The organism is Pseudomonas sp. FW300-N1A1, from assembly GCF_058789115.1.
This window is the reverse complement of record NZ_JBYTBK010000023.1, coordinates 34063-51101: the sequence shown is the minus strand read 5'-3', so window position 1 is coordinate 51101 and position 17039 is coordinate 34063. Positions and strand designations below refer to the sequence as shown.

The 17039-nt window shown below is 60.2% G+C and carries 18 protein-coding genes; 8 read left to right on the top strand and 10 right to left on the bottom strand.

Translation table 11 applies throughout. The features are described from left to right. Window positions 1-84 precede the first annotated feature (84 nt). The 5 genes from AC3WQN_RS16470 to colR all read right to left on the bottom strand — a co-directional run bounded on the left by AC3WQN_RS16470 (window position 85) and on the right by colR (window position 3835). Window positions 85-312, bottom strand: coding sequence for a hypothetical protein (locus tag AC3WQN_RS16470; RefSeq protein ID WP_103400829.1), 228 nt, complete (start codon window positions 310-312; stop codon window positions 85-87). A 2-nt stretch (window positions 313-314) separates the two neighbouring features. Further along, window positions 315-1028, bottom strand: a complete 714-nt coding sequence (locus AC3WQN_RS16465) for a lipopolysaccharide kinase InaA family protein (protein WP_103400830.1) — start codon at window positions 1026-1028, stop codon at window positions 315-317. Window positions 1029-1032: 4 nt separating this feature from the next. Next, window positions 1033-1704, bottom strand: coding sequence for a class I SAM-dependent methyltransferase (locus AC3WQN_RS16460; protein WP_371918515.1), 672 nt, complete (start codon window positions 1702-1704; stop codon window positions 1033-1035). Window positions 1705-1875: 171 nt separating this feature from the next. Further along, window positions 1876-3162, bottom strand: coding sequence for a sensor histidine kinase (locus AC3WQN_RS16455; RefSeq protein ID WP_103400831.1), 1287 nt, complete (start codon window positions 3160-3162; stop codon window positions 1876-1878). Further along, entirely contained in the window at window positions 3152-3835 is a 684-nt protein-coding gene (gene colR / locus AC3WQN_RS16450; RefSeq protein ID WP_095080045.1) for a two-component system response regulator ColR, read from the bottom strand. Before colR ends, AC3WQN_RS16455 begins: the two co-directional genes overlap by 11 nt. Before the next feature lie 233 nt (window positions 3836-4068). Here colR and AC3WQN_RS16445 point away from each other — a divergent pair, with 233 nt between their 5' ends. Beyond that, window positions 4069-4800: a phosphatase PAP2 family protein gene (locus AC3WQN_RS16445; protein ID WP_103400832.1), complete on the top strand. Its 732-nt coding sequence runs from the start codon at window positions 4069-4071 to the stop codon at window positions 4798-4800. 77 nt (window positions 4801-4877) lie between these two features. Here AC3WQN_RS16445 and groL read toward each other — a convergent pair whose 3' ends face one another. The 4 genes from groL to AC3WQN_RS16425 form a co-directional block, all read right to left on the bottom strand. Continuing rightward, a complete protein-coding gene (gene groL / locus AC3WQN_RS16440; protein ID WP_103400833.1) occupies window positions 4878-6518 on the bottom strand; it encodes a chaperonin GroEL in 1641 nt (546 codons plus the stop codon). 50 nt (window positions 6519-6568) lie between these two features. After that, window positions 6569-6862, bottom strand: a complete 294-nt coding sequence (locus AC3WQN_RS16435; protein ID WP_019827816.1) for a co-chaperone GroES — start codon at window positions 6860-6862, stop codon at window positions 6569-6571. Between the two features lie 245 nt (window positions 6863-7107). Continuing rightward, window positions 7108-7584, bottom strand: coding sequence for an FxsA family protein (locus AC3WQN_RS16430; RefSeq protein ID WP_095145183.1), 477 nt, complete (start codon window positions 7582-7584; stop codon window positions 7108-7110). Between the two features lie 66 nt (window positions 7585-7650). Continuing rightward, window positions 7651-8382 (bottom strand): HugZ family pyridoxamine 5'-phosphate oxidase, encoded by a 732-nt coding sequence (locus tag AC3WQN_RS16425; RefSeq protein WP_103400834.1) that lies wholly within the window; start codon window positions 8380-8382, stop codon window positions 7651-7653. A 164-nt stretch (window positions 8383-8546) separates the two neighbouring features. Here AC3WQN_RS16425 and AC3WQN_RS16420 point away from each other — a divergent pair, with 164 nt between their 5' ends. Then, entirely contained in the window at window positions 8547-9305 is a 759-nt protein-coding gene (locus AC3WQN_RS16420) for an SDR family oxidoreductase (RefSeq protein ID WP_095145181.1), read from the top strand. A 142-nt stretch (window positions 9306-9447) separates the two neighbouring features. On the opposite strand, the gene apbC is transcribed toward AC3WQN_RS16420, so the two are convergent. Then, window positions 9448-10542 carry an iron-sulfur cluster carrier protein ApbC gene (gene apbC / locus AC3WQN_RS16415; RefSeq protein WP_095080039.1) on the bottom strand — a complete coding sequence of 365 codons (1095 nt, stop codon included), beginning with the start codon at window positions 10540-10542 and terminating at the stop codon, window positions 9448-9450. Between the two features lie 333 nt (window positions 10543-10875). Between apbC and metG the strand changes: the two genes are divergently transcribed. The 6 genes from metG to AC3WQN_RS16385 all read left to right on the top strand — a co-directional run bounded on the left by metG (window position 10876) and on the right by AC3WQN_RS16385 (window position 17019). Beyond that, entirely contained in the window at window positions 10876-12927 is a 2052-nt protein-coding gene (gene metG / locus AC3WQN_RS16410) for a methionine--tRNA ligase (RefSeq protein ID WP_103400835.1), read from the top strand. Window positions 12928-13046: 119 nt separating this feature from the next. Next, entirely contained in the window at window positions 13047-13634 is a 588-nt protein-coding gene (locus tag AC3WQN_RS16405) for an Rnf-Nqr domain containing protein (RefSeq protein WP_103400836.1), read from the top strand. After that, on the top strand, window positions 13631-14845 hold the full coding sequence (gene rsxB, locus AC3WQN_RS16400) for an electron transport complex subunit RsxB (RefSeq protein ID WP_103400837.1): 1215 nt from the start codon (window positions 13631-13633) through the stop codon (window positions 14843-14845). Before AC3WQN_RS16405 ends, rsxB begins: the two co-directional genes overlap by 4 nt. Continuing rightward, window positions 14832-15830, top strand: coding sequence for an RnfABCDGE type electron transport complex subunit D (locus AC3WQN_RS16395; protein ID WP_103400838.1), 999 nt, complete (start codon window positions 14832-14834; stop codon window positions 15828-15830). The genes rsxB and AC3WQN_RS16395 overlap by 14 nt, the downstream gene beginning before the upstream one ends. Beyond that, window positions 15827-16432 (top strand): RnfABCDGE type electron transport complex subunit G, encoded by a 606-nt coding sequence (locus tag AC3WQN_RS16390; RefSeq protein WP_103400839.1) that lies wholly within the window; start codon window positions 15827-15829, stop codon window positions 16430-16432. Before AC3WQN_RS16395 ends, AC3WQN_RS16390 begins: the two co-directional genes overlap by 4 nt. Then, complete coding sequence (locus tag AC3WQN_RS16385; protein WP_103400840.1) at window positions 16429-17019, top strand: Rnf-Nqr domain containing protein; 591 nt, start codon at window positions 16429-16431, stop codon at window positions 17017-17019. Before AC3WQN_RS16390 ends, AC3WQN_RS16385 begins: the two co-directional genes overlap by 4 nt. Window positions 17020-17039 lie beyond the last annotated feature (20 nt).

Here is a 17039-nt window from a genome sequence, read left to right as displayed (position 1 = left end):
CAGGCGGCGTGCCTGTGACACCGTTTCGCAGGCAAAACAAAAGGCCCCGCATGTGCGAGGCCTTTTCGTTGCGCTTCAATGTCTTCAGCTCTGCGGTCTCATTCCCTGGCTCATACTGAACATGAACAACAACAAATCATGATCAGGCTGGGTCGCCACTGACGATTTCTCAACCCGTGGCAATAAACAATGCTCGCTGCCGTGCGCGGTACTGAGGACTTGCGTGCGGGGCTGCTCCCATGCGGCCACCGCCAATGAAGCAACTGCCAAGGCTCCTACTAGAAACAAACCTCGCGCAATTTCGAGTTTCATCACTATAAACCTTTGATAGCGCTGCCAAACGCCGTCCTATAAAAATAGACGAGCTTGTCCCAGTCTGCCGGTTTCCACGACGAATGGCGCCGTAACTGCTTCATGTCGTGCACGGCCGCCTGCTTGCTCAGCAAACGTTGACGGCATTTCTCCAGGTCCAGCAAGGCCACTTCGGCCTTGGCCGCTGCCCCCTCGCCGGTGACCCGCACAAAGATATGCTTGATGTACAAGCAACCGTGCTGCCAACGACCCTTGTGCATTCGCGCCAGGTTTTCAGCCAGTTCCTTGAGCATACTGTCATGCAAGGCCTCGCCATGACGCTCGCGGCCACCATTGGCATACCAGTCTTCAATCTCGACAAAGCCGTCCAGAGACTTGGTGACCAGCAACGCACGCCACTGGTGTACCGGGTCTGGCTGGGCACCGCAGAACACGATTTCCGGCACTCGGACGTTCAACGCCTGCAGGCCGGTCAGGGCATCAAGCTCGCGCAACACGGTCGGACGGCCGAACGGATGCAACCAGTCTCGATAGATATGCCCGGTCTGGCGCTTGGCATACAGCAATTGGCCACTAGGTGTATGGATACGCTGTACGCCACTTTCTCCACCGCGACGTACATTGGGCTCTTCCACCCATTCGCCACGCTGGCTCCAGAAATACTCGAAGCGATCGTCGGGCGCGTGTTGCGTTTCCGATACCTGTTCAACTGCCATGCTGTTACCTCTTTCGCAAAATATAAACGCGCCACATGGCGTAGAGCGGAATGAAGTCCAAATGTTCCTGAATGCGGAAACCCGCCTGCTCAAACTCTGCTTCTACCGTTGCGGCTGGTAATACAAAGCGGTTTTGGTAGCCCTGTTGCGCACGGTTTTTCTCCAAACGCTTGCGTTTCCAGGCCTTGAAATTGCCGTCGACCCACAAGGAAAGGATGACGCTGTCGCGAGTGACACGCTGGAATTCCTTCAAGATGGCCAGTCGATGCTCGGCCTCACCAATGTGGTGCAGCAAACGCATGCAGAAGATGCTGTCCACGGAGCTGTCAGGCAAGGCGATATCGAATGCAGAGGTCTGCAAAGGGCGTACCCGCTTGACCACGTCGGCAGGTTGCGCCTGGGTTGCGATCTTTACCATTGACGCGGAGTTGTCTGCCCCGATGATCACACGGTTGGATTTTTCCGCCAGCATCGGCCAGAAGCGTCCGGCACCGCAGGGCAAGTCCAGCACCAGGCCCGGTTCACCTACGCGTTTGAGCGCGGTACGCGCCAATTGCAAGTCACGCTTGTGCGACAGTTGGCGACCGAGACCGTCCTTATGCTTGCGCAGATAGCGCTTGGCATGTTCGTCATCGTACTTTTCGGAAAATTCAAGTTTGACCGGGTCATCCATCATCAATGTCTCCTGAACTGATGACGGCTACCTTAGGGAGCGCAATGTGAGTTCCAAGTCATCCAGTTGTGAAAGTTTCGTTAAAAAAATAAGAAATCATTACAGAATTTTACACATTCAAAGTGAGCTTAGCCGGTCTGTGACACAGGATACGCCTCAAGAATGCCTGCCCACCTACGCCTCCCCTCCCTCGAGGAGTAACTCGACATGGAAGCGACAACCGTTCGGTTCCATGGTGCTGAGGCTGACGCTCCACCCCTGGTTCTCACAGATCCGCTGTACCAGCGACAGGCCCAGCCCCAGGCCCTCACCGCGATTTTCTGAGCCACGCACAAAGGGTTCGAACATGGCCTCGCGCTTCTCCTCGGGAATCCCCACGCCACTGTCCTCGACCAGAAAGCCGCTGGGCAGGAGCGTCAGCCGGATAAAACCGCTGTCGGTGTAATGCAATGCATTGCGCAGCAGGTTGCCCATGACGGCGTGCAGCAATGTCGCGTTGTAACGCGTATCCAGCGGGTTCCCGGTGTTGTAGACCAGTTCCAGTCCCTTGGACTCGACCGGCGCGCGCCACAAGCCGATCAGGTCCTGCGCCACCTGCCCCAGGGTCATCTGCGGCGCCACGCTGGTTTCGTCACGCTGCGAACGGGCCAGCATCAGGAAGGTCTGCACCAGCTCACGCATCTCTCCACAGGCCCTTGCAATGCGCTCGACCTGGGCCCGGCCGCGCTGGTCGAGGCCCGGGTTCTCCAGCAGCAACTCACAGGAGCTGGCCAGCACCATCAAGGGGGTGCGCAACTCATGACTGACGTCACTGGTAAACAGCCGCTCGCGGTTCAATGCCTGGCGCAAGCGACCGAGCGTGGCGTCGAAGGCGACCGCCAACTCGCCCACTTCATCGGTGGCATAGTCTGGGGCCAAAGGGGGGGCAAGACCGAGCAACTGGTCACGGTGACGCACCTGGCGAGCCAACCGGACCACCGGCGCCATCACTTTACGGGCCAGGACCCAGCCCAGGAATACCGCTAATGCCAGGCTCAACACAAACCCCACTAGCACCACGGCAAACAGCACCCGCTCACGCTCTTCGAAATCGCTCTGATCCTGCAGCAGCACGTAACGCCTGCCGTCGACGATCTCGACCATCGCGTGGTACGACAGCTGCTCGCGAAACACCTCATGGAACCCGGAGTCCAGATGACGCAGGTCCTTGGGCAAGTCGAAGGCACCGGGGCCGCCACTGAAATAGAACAGCTGGTCAGGCTCCGGCCGATGGCTCCATTCGGACATGTTGTCCATCAGCAGCATCCGCTGCAAATCGCCCCCCAGCCCGGCAGAGATCAGCTTCTCCTCAACCACGTGCACAGTCGCCACGATGCCCATGGCGAATGCCCCTGCGACCAACGCACTCATCAACGCAAAGGCGATGATGATCCGTTGTGCAAGGCTCTGCTTAAACTCCATCACGCCCCTCGGCCAAGCGATAGCCCACACCGTGCACCGTATGCAGCAACGGCTTGGCGAACGGCTTGTCGATCACCTGGCGCAATTGGTGGACATGGCTGCGCAAGCTGTCACTGTCCGGGCAATCATCGCCCCACAGGGCTTCTTCGAGAATTTCACGACGCAGCACATGCGGACTCTTCTGCATCAACACGGCCAACAACTTGAGGCCTACCGGGTTGAGCTTGAGCAGGCGCCCTTCGCGGGTCACCTCCAGGGTATCGAGGTCATAGCTCAAATCGCCGACCTGCAACGCACGTCGACCGCCCCCTTGGGTACGTCGCATGACCGCCTCGACGCGCGCGGCAAGTTCCGACAGCGCAAAGGGTTTGATCAGGTAATCGTCGGCACCGGACTTGAAGCCCTGCAAGCGGTCATCCAACTGGTCACGGGCGGTCAGCATGATCACCGGCGTATCGCGCCGGGCGTCTTCGCGCAGGCGTTTGCAAAGCGTGTAACCGTCAATGCCGGGCAACATGATATCGAGCACGATCAGGTCGTAATGCTCGGTGGCCGCCAGGTGCAACCCGGACAGGCCATCCTGTGCGCAATCCACGGTATAGCCTTTGAGCCCCAGGTAATCCGCCAGGTTGGCGAGGATATCGCGGTTGTCTTCAACCAATAGAATTCGCATGGGCATCTGCTCCGTACACAGTTACGGCCGTCTTGGCTCGCGCAGCTTAAGGCCAAGTCTGGCTCAGGGCCAGCGCTGTCTGATGGGCCAAATCCCGTCAAACCCATTCACGAAAGGCATCACGAAATTTTCACCCTGAGTTCACGTACAGCTTACGGCGTCAGGCGCAGAGTGCGGCCCTTTGAGTACACGAACCGTCGCTGGCCCTCTCTTCCTCGTTCAGGACTCCTTACATGCCATCCACTGTTTCACGCCCCCTGAATTTCTGGATCTGCCTGGGCATCCCCGCCGTGACGGCAGTCACGTTGGTGTTGCTGGAACTGACGTCGCTGGACATGAACCTGGCTCAGCTGTTCTACGACCCAACGGCCGGAGGCTTCATCGGTCGCCACAGCTACTTTCTGGAAAATATCCTGCATGACCGGGCCAAGCAGGTGGTGATCGGGTTTTCGGTGCTGGCCATCCTTGGCTTCATCGGCTCGTTCATGCTGACACGGCTCAAGCCGTTCAAGCGTGAGCTGGGCTGCCTGGTGCTGTCATTGGGCCTGGCGACCGCGTTCGTCACGCCCGTCAAAGCGGTGACTGCCGTGCAGTGCCCCTGGAGCCTGAAGGAGTTCGGCGGCAAGGAAACCTACAGCGAACTGCTCAGCCCCCGCCCCGCCACTGACAAGCCTGGGCGTTGCTGGCCGGGCGGTCATGCGGCCACGGGCTTTGCCTTGTTTGCATTGTTCTTCGTATTGCGTGACCGGCGGCCGAAACTGGCCCGCGCGGCCTTCCTGCTTGCATTCGGCCTGGGCACGGTGTTTTCCATCAGCCGGATGATGCAGGGCGCGCATTTCTTCTCGCACAACGTATGGACAGCGGTGTTTTGCTGGCTGATTTGCCTGGGGTCTTACTACTACGTGCTGTATCGGCCGGCGACCAGGATCGAGGTTGCGGCCAGGACACAACCTGCCCGTGCCTGAGTCGACTTAATCGCGGGCAATAAAAAACCCCGCTGGCTTAACGCCGGCGGGGTTTTTTCGTACAGGGTGAGGCTGGCTTACATCATGCCGCCCATGCCGCCCATACCGCCCATGTCTGGCATGCCGCCAGCTGGAGCGTCTTCCTTGATCTCGGCGATCATGGCTTCGGTGGTGATCATCAGGCTGGCAATCGACGAAGCCGCTTGCAGAGCCGAACGAGTCACTTTGGCCGGGTCCAGGATACCCATTTCGATCATGTCGCCGTATTCGCCGGTCGCTGCGTTGTAACCGAAGTTACCCACGCCTTGCTTGACCTTGTCGACGACAACGCTTGGCTCGTCACCGGAGTTGGCAACGATCTGACGCAGCGGCGCTTCAACAGCGCGACGCAGCAACTGGATGCCCACGTTCTGGTCATCGTTGTCGCCTTTCAGCTCGCTGATGGCCTGCAGAGCGCGAACCAGTGCCACGCCACCGCCAGGTACCACGCCTTCTTCAACGGCTGCACGGGTAGCGTGCAGGGCGTCTTCAACGCGGGCTTTCTTCTCTTTCATTTCAACTTCGGAGCCAGCGCCAACCTTGATCACTGCAACGCCGCCAGACAGCTTGGCCAGACGCTCTTGCAGTTTTTCACGGTCGTAGTCCGAGGAAGTTTCGGCAACCTGGGCACGGATCTGGGTGATGCGCGCTTCGATGTCGCCTTGTACGCCAGCACCGTCAACGATGATGGTGTTTTCCTTGGACAGGGTCACGCGCTTGGCGCTACCCAGGTGTTCCAGGGTGGTGCTTTCCAGGCTCAGGCCGATCTCTTCGGAGATAACGGTACCGCCGGTCAGAACGGCGATGTCCTGCAACATGGCCTTGCGACGGTCGCCGAAGCCTGGAGCCTTGACGGCTGCGACTTTGACGATGCCACGCATGTTGTTCACAACCAGAGTCGCCAGGGCTTCGCCTTCAACGTCTTCAGCCACGATCAGCAGTGGGCGGCCGGCTTTGGCAACGGCTTCCAGCACTGGCAGCATTTCGCGGATGTTCGAGATCTTTTTGTCGACCAGCAGGATCAGCGGACCGTCGAGCTCGGCAGTCATGGTCTCTGGCTTGTTGACGAAGTACGGGGACAGGTAGCCACGGTCGAACTGCATGCCTTCTACAACCGACAGTTCGTTTTCCAGGCCCGAGCCTTCTTCAACGGTGATCACGCCTTCTTTACCGACTTTTTCCATGGCTTCGGCAATGATGTCGCCGATGGAGTTGTCGGAGTTGGCCGAGATGGTGCCGACCTGAGCGATTGCCTTGGTGTCAGCGCATGGCTTGGACAGGGCCTTGAGCTCTTTGACGATAGCGATGGTCGCTTTGTCGATACCGCGCTTGAGGTCCATCGGGTTCATGCCGGCAGCGACGGCTTTCAGGCCTTCGTTGACGATCGATTGAGCCAGAACGGTAGCGGTGGTGGTGCCGTCGCCTGCGTCATCGTTGGCACGGGAAGCAACGTCCTTGACCAGTTGCGCGCCCATGTTTTCGAAGCGATCTTTCAGTTCGATTTCTTTGGCAACCGAAACGCCGTCCTTGGTGATGGTCGGAGCGCCGAAGCTCTTCTCGATGATCACGTTACGGCCTTTAGGGCCCAGGGTCGCTTTTACTGCGTCAGCCAGGACGTTGACACCGGCGAGCATTTTCTTACGGGCGGAATCGCCGAATTTAACTTCTTTAGCAGCCATGATCGATATTCCTTAAATACTTGAGTAGTCGCGGGAAAATGAGCGGGGTATCAGCCTTCGATAACAGCGAGAATCTCGTTCTCAGCCATTACCAACAGGTCTTCGCCGTCGACTTTGACGGTGTTGCTGCCCGAGTACGGGCCAAACACAACCTTGTCACCCACTTTCACGGCCAGCGCACGCACTTCACCGTTGTCCAGCACGCGGCCGGTACCGACAGCGAGGATCTCGCCGCTGTTGGCTTTTTCAGCAGCCGAACCTGGCAGAACGATACCGCCAGCGGTTTTCTTTTCTTCTTCGCTGCGACGGATGACGACGCGGTCATGCAGAGGACGAAGCTTCATTGTCGATCTCTCCTAATTGTGGTTTCAGCGGCCGGTGTAGTCCCGGCGGGTTAATTTCCGGCGTGGCCGGTTGCGGCTCGTCGAGCGAGACGCGGAAGTCTGTCTGGCGATCATCGCCAGAAACCTTGCGGTGACCGTTACATAAGGGCGCGCAAGCTCATTACAAGGGCAGCACAGCGAAATTTTTTACTGCACGGCCCGGCAAAACGAACACGGCACCCGAAGGTGCCGTGTGGTACATGCGCTTACTTGGAATCACGGTGCTCGAATTCACCCTCGATCACGTCAGGTTCACGCCCCAACGGTTGCCGCGGAACCGGACCTCCACGCGGTTGCAGGTCATCGGCAAAGGCGCGCTGGCGAATGGCTTGTTCCTCGGCACGCTGGCGCATCTTGTTGGCCAGCAGGCGCCGGGTGAGCGGCAGCATCATGACCAGGCCCAGCACACTGCTGATGAAGCCCGGGATGATCAACAGGCCACCACCCAGGGCCAGCATCAGGCCTTCGAGCATGGTCTGGGCGGGCAGTTCGCCACGGCTCAGGCTTTCACGGGCACGCAACGCGGTCGCCAGGCCGGCGATACGCAGTACAAACACCCCGAACATCGAGCCGAGGATGATCAGCAGCAGCGCCGGGAAAAACCCGATGGCCGCACTGACTTTTACGAATACGAACAGCTCCAGCACCGGAAACAGCAGAAAGAGCAATAGAAAAGGGCGCATCAAAAGGTTCCTCAACGCAAGAATGCCTTGCAAGTAAGCCTTAGATGACGTCGCCATTTCGTGATTTCAAGCCTCGCTCGTCTCATTTGTTGGCCAGTGCTCGGCGCGAGCCAGTAAAACCAGGGCTTCACGCACTTGTGTCGGCGTATTGCAAAGCGTTGGGAACGGCAACCAGTACACACCTTGGCCAATCCGCAGGTGCATGCCTTCGGGGTCGATACCGACCATTTCGGCCGGAGATGTCTTCGGCAAACCGGCCAGCTCGACGTAATGGGCAATGGCCTTGGCGTGGTCGGCATTCATGTGCTCGATCATGCTCGCCTCTGCCTTGCCGGCAAACGGGTTGGCCAGGGTCAGTTCGTTGACCCAGTGAATGGCGCCGAAACCGCCAATGTAGCGATGACGAACAGGCTCCAGCACCCAGAAGTCGAAATCATGGGCCTTGTGATAGTTCCTCGAGTCCGGGAAATAGCGGTAGTAGCGCTCGGCGGCGGCTTCGATCGCGGCGGCGTCCTCGATCATCCGTGCCTCGGCCAGATAGGTCAGTCGCCCCACGGCCTGTACGTCTTCGGCCTCGCGCTCACCCACCAGCAGTGAACATTTAGGGTCTTTTTGCAAGTTGTGGGTGTGCTGGGCGATTCGACTGATCAATATCAGTGGGCGGCCCTGCTCGTTCAGGCAGTATGGAACCACGGAGCCAAACGGGAAACCGGGCATCGCCTTGGAGAGTGTCGAGAGCACCCCGCGGTATTCCTTGAGCAGCAATTCTCGTGCATGCTTGGCAGCTTCAACGCTCAATTTATGACTCCTTATATAGAACTAGTCGAAAAAACGGACAGGCTTCTGGAGAAAGTTCCAGCAATGCCTTCGGGGCAGTTCTCATGTGCAGCCAGGCCACGTCAGGCGCAGATCGAGAGGCTCTCTAAAAGGAATCCACTCAGACCTGCAATTAAGGCATGCGAATGCAACTCACTGACAAAGTAATCATTATCACTGGCGGCTGCCAGGGTTTAGGCCGCTCGATGGCCGAGTATTTCGCCGCCAAGGGCGCGAAGCTGGCACTGGTCGACCTGAACCAGGAGAAACTCGACCAGGCCGTTGCCGCGTGCAAAGCCGCCGGCGTCGAGGCGCGCGCCTACCTGTGCAACGTCGCCAATGAAGAACAGGTGACCCACATGGTCGCCCAGGTGGCCGAAGACTTCGGCGCGATCCACGGCCTGATCAACAACGCCGGGATCCTGCGCGACGGCCTGCTGATCAAGGTCAAGGACGGCGAAATGAGCAAAATGAGCCTGGCCCAATGGCAAGCCGTCATCGACGTCAACCTGACCGGCGTGTTCCTGTGCACCCGTGAAGTGGCGGCGAAGATGATCGAACTGAAGTCGTCCGGCGCGATCATCAACATCTCCTCGATCTCGCGCGCCGGCAACGTCGGCCAGACCAACTACTCCGCCGCCAAGGCCGGTGTCGCTGCGGCCACCGTGACCTGGGCCAAGGAACTGGCGCGCTACGGCATCCGCGTGGCCGGCATCGCACCGGGGTTCATCGAAACCGAAATGACCCTGGGCATGAAGCCTGAAGCCCTGGACAAAATGACCGCCGGTATCCCGCTCAAGCGCATGGGCAAGCCGGAAGAAATCGCCCATTCGGCGGCTTACATTTTCGAGAACGACTACTACACCGGCCGGATTCTGGAAATGGATGGCGGGTTGCGGATCTAAGGCCCGACTCAAAACCAATGTGGGAGCCGCGGTGCGGCGATCCGACTTGCTCGCGAAGGTGGTGTGTCATTCAAAAAATAAATTGACTGAACTACCGTCTTCGCGAGCAAGCCCGCTCCCACAATGGATCGTATTCAGATCATCAATCGTCGCTGATGCTGATACTCGGCATGGCTGGCGACAAAGCCTCCTGCAGGACAATCCGCGCGCCCACGTGGCGGGCCAGTTCCTGGTAGACCATGGCGATCTGGCTGTCGGGTTCTGCGATCACCGTTGGCTTGCCGCCATCGGCCTGCTCGCGGATAACCATCGACAACGGCAACGAGGCCAGCAACTCGACGCCATACTGGCTGGCCAGCTTCTCGCCACCGCCTTCGCCGAACAGGTGCTCGGCGTGACCGCAGTTGGAGCAGATGTGCACGGCCATGTTTTCCACCACGCCCAGCACCGGGATGTTGACCTTGCGGAACATTTCCACGCCTTTGCGCGCATCCAGCAATGCCAGGTCCTGCGGCGTGGTAACGATGACCGCACCGGCCACCGGGACCTTTTGTGCCAGGGTCAACTGGATGTCACCGGTGCCTGGCGGCATGTCGATCACCAGGTAGTCCAGGTCGCCCCAGGCGGTCTGCGTCACCAACTGCAGCAAGGCGCCGGACACCATCGGACCGCGCCAGACCATCGGGGTGTTGTCATCGGTCAGGAACGCCATGGACATCACTTCGACGCCATGGGACTCGATGGGCACGAACCACTTCTGGTCCTTGACCTTGGGCCGGGTGCCTTCAGGGATACCAAACATGATGCCCTGGCTCGGACCGTAGATATCCGCATCAAGAATCCCGACCCTGGCGCCTTCACGGGCCAGGGCCAGCGCGAGGTTGGCGGCGGTGGTGGATTTGCCCACGCCGCCCTTGCCGGATGCCACGGCGACCACGTTCTTGACGTTGGCAAGCCCGGGGATCTGCGCCTGTGCCTTATGTGCCGCGATCCGGGTGGTGATCTCGACGCGGGCCGACGCCACGCCGTCCAGGCTTTCGATCGCCATCTGCAGCATCTGCGCCCAACCGCTGTTGAACAGACCCGCGGCATAACCCTGTTCCAGCTGGACGCTGACGCGATCGCCCTGGATATCGATGCCACGCAGGCAGCCGGCGCTGATCGGATCCTGGTTCAGGTAAGGGTCGGTGTACTGGCGAAGGACGGCTTCCACCGCTGCGCGATTGACGGCGCTCATGGGTAACTCCGATAACAGGACTTGGAAAAGATGACGGGTATCGTACCTGTTCCGCGACCGAGGCGGCATGCCTGTAGATCATTTGTTGCCCAGGAAATCCTGTGCCGAGGGAGCTTGCTCCCGCTGGATGGCAAAGCCGCCCCAATTCCGGCTACCCGGTTCGACAGATAGATCGCATCAGTCTGATTACGACTACTGCGCAGCCGAACGGGAGCAAGCTCCCTCGCCACAGGTTTTGGCAATCGATACGTCCGGAAACAGGCCTTGAGGGTGAAAAAACTTCGCCGGCGCTTTATAGTGGCCGACCTCCGTTTCATCAAGTAGCCGAGCCCCATGTCCGAGCCACGCAAGATCCTCGTCACCAGCGCCCTGCCCTATGCCAATGGTTCGATCCACCTTGGCCATATGCTGGAATACATCCAGACCGATATGTGGGTGCGCTTCCAGAAGCACCGCGGCAATCAATGCATTTATGTCTGCGCCGACGACGCCCACGGATCGGCGATCATGCTGCGCGCGGAAAAGGAAGGCATCACCCCGGAACAACTGATCGCCAACGTCCAGGCTGAACACAGCGCCGACTTTGCCGAGTTCCTGGTGGACTTCGACAATTTCCACTCCACTCACGCTGAAGAAAACCGTGAGCTGTCGAGCCAGATCTACCTGAAGTTGCGTGACGCCGGGCACATTGCCACGCGTTCGATCACCCAGTACTTCGACCCGGAAAAGAAAATGTTCCTGGCCGACCGCTTCATCAAGGGCACCTGCCCGAAATGCGGCACCGAAGACCAGTACGGCGACAACTGCGAAAAATGCGGCGCGACCTACGCACCGACCGACCTGAAGGATCCGAAGTCGGCGATCTCCGGCGCCACTCCGGTGCTCAAGGATTCCCAGCACTTCTTCTTCAAGCTGCCAGACTTCCAGCAAATGCTGCAAACCTGGACCCGCAGCGGCACCCTGCAGGATGCCGTGGCCAACAAGATCGCCGAATGGCTGGATGCCGGCTTGCAACAGTGGGACATCTCCCGCGATGCGCCGTATTTCGGTTTCGAGATTCCTGACGAGCCGGGCAAATACTTCTACGTGTGGCTGGATGCGCCGATCGGCTACATGGCCAGCTTCAAGAACCTGTGCAACCGCACGCCGGAGCTGGACTTCGATGCGTTCTGGGGCAAGGACTCCACCGCCGAGCTGTACCATTTCATCGGCAAGGACATCGTCAACTTCCACGCCCTGTTCTGGCCGGCCATGCTCGAAGGCGCGGGTTACCGCAAGCCGACCGGCATCAACGTTCACGGCTACCTGACCGTCAACGGCCAGAAAATGTCCAAGTCCCGCGGCACCTTCATCAAGGCCCGTACCTACCTGGACCACCTGTCGCCGGAATACCTGCGTTACTACTACGCGTCCAAGCTGGGCCGTGGCGTCGACGACCTGGACCTGAACCTCGAAGACTTCGTGCAGAAGGTCAACTCCGACCTGGTGGGCAAGGTCGTCAACATCGCCAGCCGCTGCGCCGGTTTCATCAACAAGGGCAATGCCGGCGTGATGGTCGACACCAACGCCGCGCCTGAGCTGACCGAAGCCTTCCTGGCCGCCGCGCCAGGTATCGCCGACGCCTATGAGGCCCGCGACTTCGCCCGCGCCATGCGCGAGATCATGGGCCTGGCCGACCGCGCCAACGCCTGGATCGCCGACAAGGCGCCGTGGTCGTTGAACAAACAGGAAGGCAAGCAGGATGAAGTCCAGGCCATCTGCGCCACGGGCGTCAACCTGTTCCGCCAGTTGGTGATTTTCCTCAAGCCTGTACTGCCGTTGCTGGCCGCCGACGCCGAGGCATTCCTCAACGTCGCGCCACTGACCTGGAACGACCACGCGACTTTGCTCAGCAACCATCAGTTGAACGAGTTCAAGCCGTTGATGACCCGGATCGACCCGGTCAAGGTGCAAGCCATGACCGACGCCTCGAAAGAAGACCTGACCGCCAGCCAGACCGACACCGGCGCAGCCGCACCTGCCGGCAATGGCGAACTGGCCAAGGATCCGCTGTCGCCGGAAATCGAGTTCGACACCTTCGCCGCAGTCGATTTGCGCGTCGCCCTGATCGTCAAGGCGGAACACGTGGAAGGCGCCGACAAGCTGTTGCGCCTGACCCTGGACATCGGTGACGAACAGCGCAACGTGTTCTCCGGGATCAAGAGCGCTTACCCGGATCCGTCCAAGCTCGATGGTCGCCTGACCATGATGATCGCCAACCTCAAGCCACGGAAAATGAAGTTCGGTATCTCCGAAGGCATGGTGATGGCGGCCGGCCCTGGCGGTGAAGAGATCTACCTGCTCAGCCCTGACAGCGGCGCCAAGCCGGGCCAGCGCATCAAGTAATTCGCCTGGCTGGACCGATCCCACCGTCACGCTGACGCGCGACGGTGGGATTTTCATATCTGCGCCGCCGGATACTGCCTAATCTTTAAGCACAGGCCCTCGTTCAACCCGGCTCACCCATGACCGACATTCTACTTACGCTCATCAGCACCGCCCTGATCAACAACTTCCTGTTGTACTGGCCGCTGGGCGTCGATCCGCTGTTGCAGTCGACGCGCGATCCCGCGGCCGAACGACGTCAGGTGCATGCCCTGGGCATTGCGACCACAGGCTTGATGCTGCTCAATGGCGTGTTGGGCTATGGGGTGTATCACTGGCTGCTCGAGCCGCTTGGGCTTGCGTCCCTGCACCTGATGGTGTTTTTGCCACTGAGCGTGTTGCTCATCACGCCGCTGCTCAAGGTGCTGGCGCGCGTGCTGCCTCAGCTACCGTTCGACGGCCTGTGGCCGTTGTTGCTGGGTAACGCGGGCGTGCTAGGGCTGAGCCTGCTCGGTTTGCAGAATGACAACGGTTTTGCCGGTCACGCCGCGTTGAGCCTCGGTGCCGGGCTGGGATTCTGGCTGGTTCTGAGCCTGTTCAGCGATTTGCGCCAACGCACTCTCAATAACGATGTGCCCCTACCCTTTCGCGGCTTGCCGATCGACCTGATCAGCGCCGGATTGATCGCCGTGGCATTTCTCGGTTTCAGCGGACTGATCAAACTATGAGTCTGATTCAACGCATCGACGCCCTTCTGCCACAGACTCAATGCGGCAAGTGCGGTCACCCAGGGTGCAAGCCCTACGCCGAGGGCATTGCCAACGGTGAAGCCATCAACAAGTGCCCGCCAGGTGGTCGTGAAACCCTTGCCGCGCTGGCCAGACTGCTGAACGTCCCGGAGCTGGAACTCGACACCAGTCGTGGCACCGCACCGGCACAGATTGCGTTTATCCGTGAAGCCGAGTGCATCGGTTGCACCAAGTGCATTCAGGCGTGCCCGATCGATGCGATTGTCGGCGCGGCCAAGCTGATGCACACAGTGCTGATCGACGAATGCACGGGCTGTGATTTATGCGTAGCACCCTGCCCGGTGGATTGCATCGAGATGCATCCCCTGCCCTCGCCACAGGTGGTGCCCATTGTCGGCGACCTGGCCTTCACCCCGGAACAACGCGACGCCAGAAGCGCCAAGCGCGACCATGCCCGACAACGCTTCGAGCTGCGCAACGCGCGCCTGCGTCATGAAGAAGAGCAGAAACTCGCTGAACGCGCCGCGCGTGCGCAAAAAGCCGCGCAACCCGACACGACCGGCAACAACCCGGTGCAAGACGCCATCGCCCGGGTGCAGGCGCAAAAAGCCGCAGCCGCCGATGCCGCGCTGAAAAAAGCCAAGATCGATGTGGCGATGAGCCGGGCGCAACTGCACAAATCACTGAAAGCCTTTGGTCACCCACCGACCTTCGAGCAACAGTCGCAGTTGATCGTTCTCCAGCAGCAGTTCGAAGCCGCCGAGCAGGCCTTGGCAGTCCTGGAGGCCAGCGCGACGCCGGTGCCCGCGAAGGTGGCACTGCCCGCCAACGACGCCGAACTCAAACGGGCGAAAATTCAGCTGGCCATGCGCCGTGCCGAACTGAAAAAAGCCCAGGCCGGCGACGCCCCGGCCGAGCAACTGGCCGCACTCGGTGAGGCGCTGAACCAGGCTGAACAGGCACTGCACGCGGCGGAAAACGCCAGCGAAAAACCGGCTCCGGATCTGGTACGCGTCGAGAAACGGCCGATCGACCCGCAGCTGCGGCACCTGAAAACCGAACTGGCCTACGCCCGCGCCGACCTCAACAAACTCGAACGCAGCGTCGATACGTCGACAGCGTTGCTGACCCAGGCTCGCGCCAGGCTGTGCGAGGCAGAACGTCGGGTGAACGACTATGTCGCCCCTTGAACCGGTTGACGATCGCCTGCAACAGGCGATGAAGCGGGTGTTGCTGGCCACCGTGCCCGGCGTGCTGGTGCTGTTCTGGTGGTTTGGCTGGGGAGTCCTGATCAACTTGCTGCTGGCCTGTGGCAGCGCGCTGGCGGTGGAAGCCGCCGTGCTCCGCCTGCGCAAGTACCCGCTCAAGCCATCCTTGAGCGATGGTAGCGCCTTGGTCAGCGCCACCCTGCTGGCCCTGGCATTACCGCCGTACTGCCCGTGGTGGCTGACGGTGAGCGCTACGGCCTTCGCGATGCTCTTCGGCAAGCACCTGTATGGCGGCGTGGGTAAAAACCCGTTCAACCCGGCGATGCTCGGTTTTGCCCTGGTGCTGGTGTGTTTCCCGCAACAGATGGTCCAGTGGCCAGCATCTCATGGAACGGGTCTACTTGAAGGTCTGCAGCACATTTTCGGCTTCGCTTTCAGCGATGCACCTCTTCCTGATGCCTGGGCGCAGGCCACCGCGCTGGACAGCCTGCGCATCAACAGAAGCCTGACCATGGATGAGCTCTTCGCCGGCAATCCGGCGTTTGGGCACGTTGGCGGTACCGGCATCGAATGGGTGAACCTGGCCTTTCTCGCCGGTGGCGCGTTTCTGTTGCAACAACGGGTGTTCAGTTGGCACGCCCCCGCCGGAATGCTGGGCAGTCTTTTCATCATCAGCCTGCTGTGCTGGAACGGCTCGGGCTCGGACTCCCATGGCTCTCCGCTGTTCCACCTGCTGACTGGTGCGAGCATGCTCGGCGCATTCTTTATCGTCACCGAACCGGTGTCGGGGGCAAGGGCCCCCAAGGCGCGGTTGTTGTTTGGGGTCGGCGTCGGCGTGCTGACCTACCTGATCCGGACCTGGGGCGGGTATCCCGACGGCGTGGCCTTTGCCGTGCTGTTGATGAACCTGTGCGTACCGGCTCTGGAGCGTCTCTTCGCTGGACAACCAGAGCCTAGTACGCCATGAACCGATACCTCAGCGTACTGATCCTGGTGCTCGTGGCCGGACTGGGAGCCGGTGCAACACTCCTTGTGCAGCGGGCCCTCACCCCCCATATTTCCAGCCAACAGCGCCTGATCGAAAACCAGCGCCTGCTCGACATGCTGCCAACGAGCAGCTACGACAATCAGCCGTTGGACCACCCCCTGGCGCTGAAGGACGTTGCCCTGGCTAACAGCACACTACTGGGCGGGTACCTGGCGACCCTCGAGGGCCAAACCAGCGCAATCCTGCTGCTGAGCCGGTCAATGGGCCATGAAGCGGCGATCGACCTGCTGATCGCCATCGATCCTCGCGGCAAACTGTTGGGCGTCAAAGCCCTCAAGCAAGCGGAAACACCGGGGCTGGGAGGTACAATCGCCACTCAGCCCAATCCGTGGCTACGAGGCTTTATCGGAAAATCCCGTCAGGACCCGACCGACAGTGGCTGGGCGCTGAAAAAGGATCAGGGGCGGTTTGATCAACTGGCCGGCGCAACTATCACCTCTCGAGCAGTGATCGGTGCCGTGCACGATGCGTTACGTTACTTCGACGAACATCAGCCCCAACTGGTCGGGAGCGGACAATGAACAACGCCAGGGCATTACAGAGCTCGCTGATGCTCACCCCGTTGATCGGGGCCAGCGACACACTGGTCAACGCCCTGAGCCTGGTACTGCTATCCCTGCTGGTCATCAGTGTCTATGGCATGAAGATGAGCCTGCTGCGCCCCCGGATCCTGCCGTCCCTGCAGTTGATCACCGCTACGCTGCTCGCGGCGGCGTTGACCAGCCTTGCCGCGCTGGCCCTGCAAGGCTGGGCGTTTGAACTGCACCAGCAGTTGGGCATTTATGTCGGGCTGCTGGCCCTGCAATGCGTGGTGCTGGAGTACAGCGGGTTTTTCAGCCAGCCCCTCATGCCTGATCGATTGCGCCTGTGTGCCCTGTTCGGCGCCGCGATGGTTATTCTGGGTGCTTTGCGCGAAGGCTTGGGCCACGGCTCATTCGCCAGTCACCTGCAATGGTTGGTCGGGATCACGGATTCGAACGGACCCGGCTGGGTATTGATCGAAGGTGGCGGCCTGCGACTGGCTGTCATCACGCCTGGCGGGTTTATTCTGCTGGGACTGCTCCTGGCAGCCAAACGAGCCTGGTCTGGCACCTCAACTTCACACTGAACGTCTTCAAGGAACTGCTC

Excerpts from the sequence above, each read along its gene's own strand:
- AC3WQN_RS16470 (WP_103400829.1), bottom strand. The coding sequence starts at position 312 with ATGAAACTCGAAATTGCGCGAGGTTTGTTTCTAGTAGGAGCCTTGGCA.
- AC3WQN_RS16465 (WP_103400830.1), bottom strand. The coding sequence starts at position 1,028 with ATGGCAGTTGAACAGGTATCGGAAACGCAACACGCGCCCGACGATCGC.
- AC3WQN_RS16460 (WP_371918515.1), bottom strand. The coding sequence starts at position 1,704 with ATGATGGATGACCCGGTCAAACTTGAATTTTCCGAAAAGTACGATGAC.
- AC3WQN_RS16455 (WP_103400831.1), bottom strand. The coding sequence starts at position 3,162 with ATGGAGTTTAAGCAGAGCCTTGCACAACGGATCATCATCGCCTTTGCG.
- colR (WP_095080045.1), bottom strand. The coding sequence starts at position 3,835 with ATGCGAATTCTATTGGTTGAAGACAACCGCGATATCCTCGCCAACCTG.
- AC3WQN_RS16445 (WP_103400832.1), top strand. The coding sequence starts at position 4,069 with ATGCCATCCACTGTTTCACGCCCCCTGAATTTCTGGATCTGCCTGGGC.
- groL (WP_103400833.1), bottom strand. The coding sequence starts at position 6,518 with ATGGCTGCTAAAGAAGTTAAATTCGGCGATTCCGCCCGTAAGAAAATG.
- AC3WQN_RS16435 (WP_019827816.1), bottom strand. The coding sequence starts at position 6,862 with ATGAAGCTTCGTCCTCTGCATGACCGCGTCGTCATCCGTCGCAGCGAA.
- AC3WQN_RS16430 (WP_095145183.1), bottom strand. The coding sequence starts at position 7,584 with ATGCGCCCTTTTCTATTGCTCTTTCTGCTGTTTCCGGTGCTGGAGCTG.
- AC3WQN_RS16420 (WP_095145181.1), top strand. The coding sequence starts at position 8,547 with ATGCAACTCACTGACAAAGTAATCATTATCACTGGCGGCTGCCAGGGT.
- apbC (WP_095080039.1), bottom strand. The coding sequence starts at position 10,542 with ATGAGCGCCGTCAATCGCGCAGCGGTGGAAGCCGTCCTTCGCCAGTAC.
- metG (WP_103400835.1), top strand. The coding sequence starts at position 10,876 with ATGTCCGAGCCACGCAAGATCCTCGTCACCAGCGCCCTGCCCTATGCC.
- AC3WQN_RS16405 (WP_103400836.1), top strand. The coding sequence starts at position 13,047 with ATGACCGACATTCTACTTACGCTCATCAGCACCGCCCTGATCAACAAC.
- rsxB (WP_103400837.1), top strand. The coding sequence starts at position 13,631 with ATGAGTCTGATTCAACGCATCGACGCCCTTCTGCCACAGACTCAATGC.
- AC3WQN_RS16395 (WP_103400838.1), top strand. The coding sequence starts at position 14,832 with ATGTCGCCCCTTGAACCGGTTGACGATCGCCTGCAACAGGCGATGAAG.
- AC3WQN_RS16390 (WP_103400839.1), top strand. The coding sequence starts at position 15,827 with ATGAACCGATACCTCAGCGTACTGATCCTGGTGCTCGTGGCCGGACTG.
- AC3WQN_RS16385 (WP_103400840.1), top strand. The coding sequence starts at position 16,429 with ATGAACAACGCCAGGGCATTACAGAGCTCGCTGATGCTCACCCCGTTG.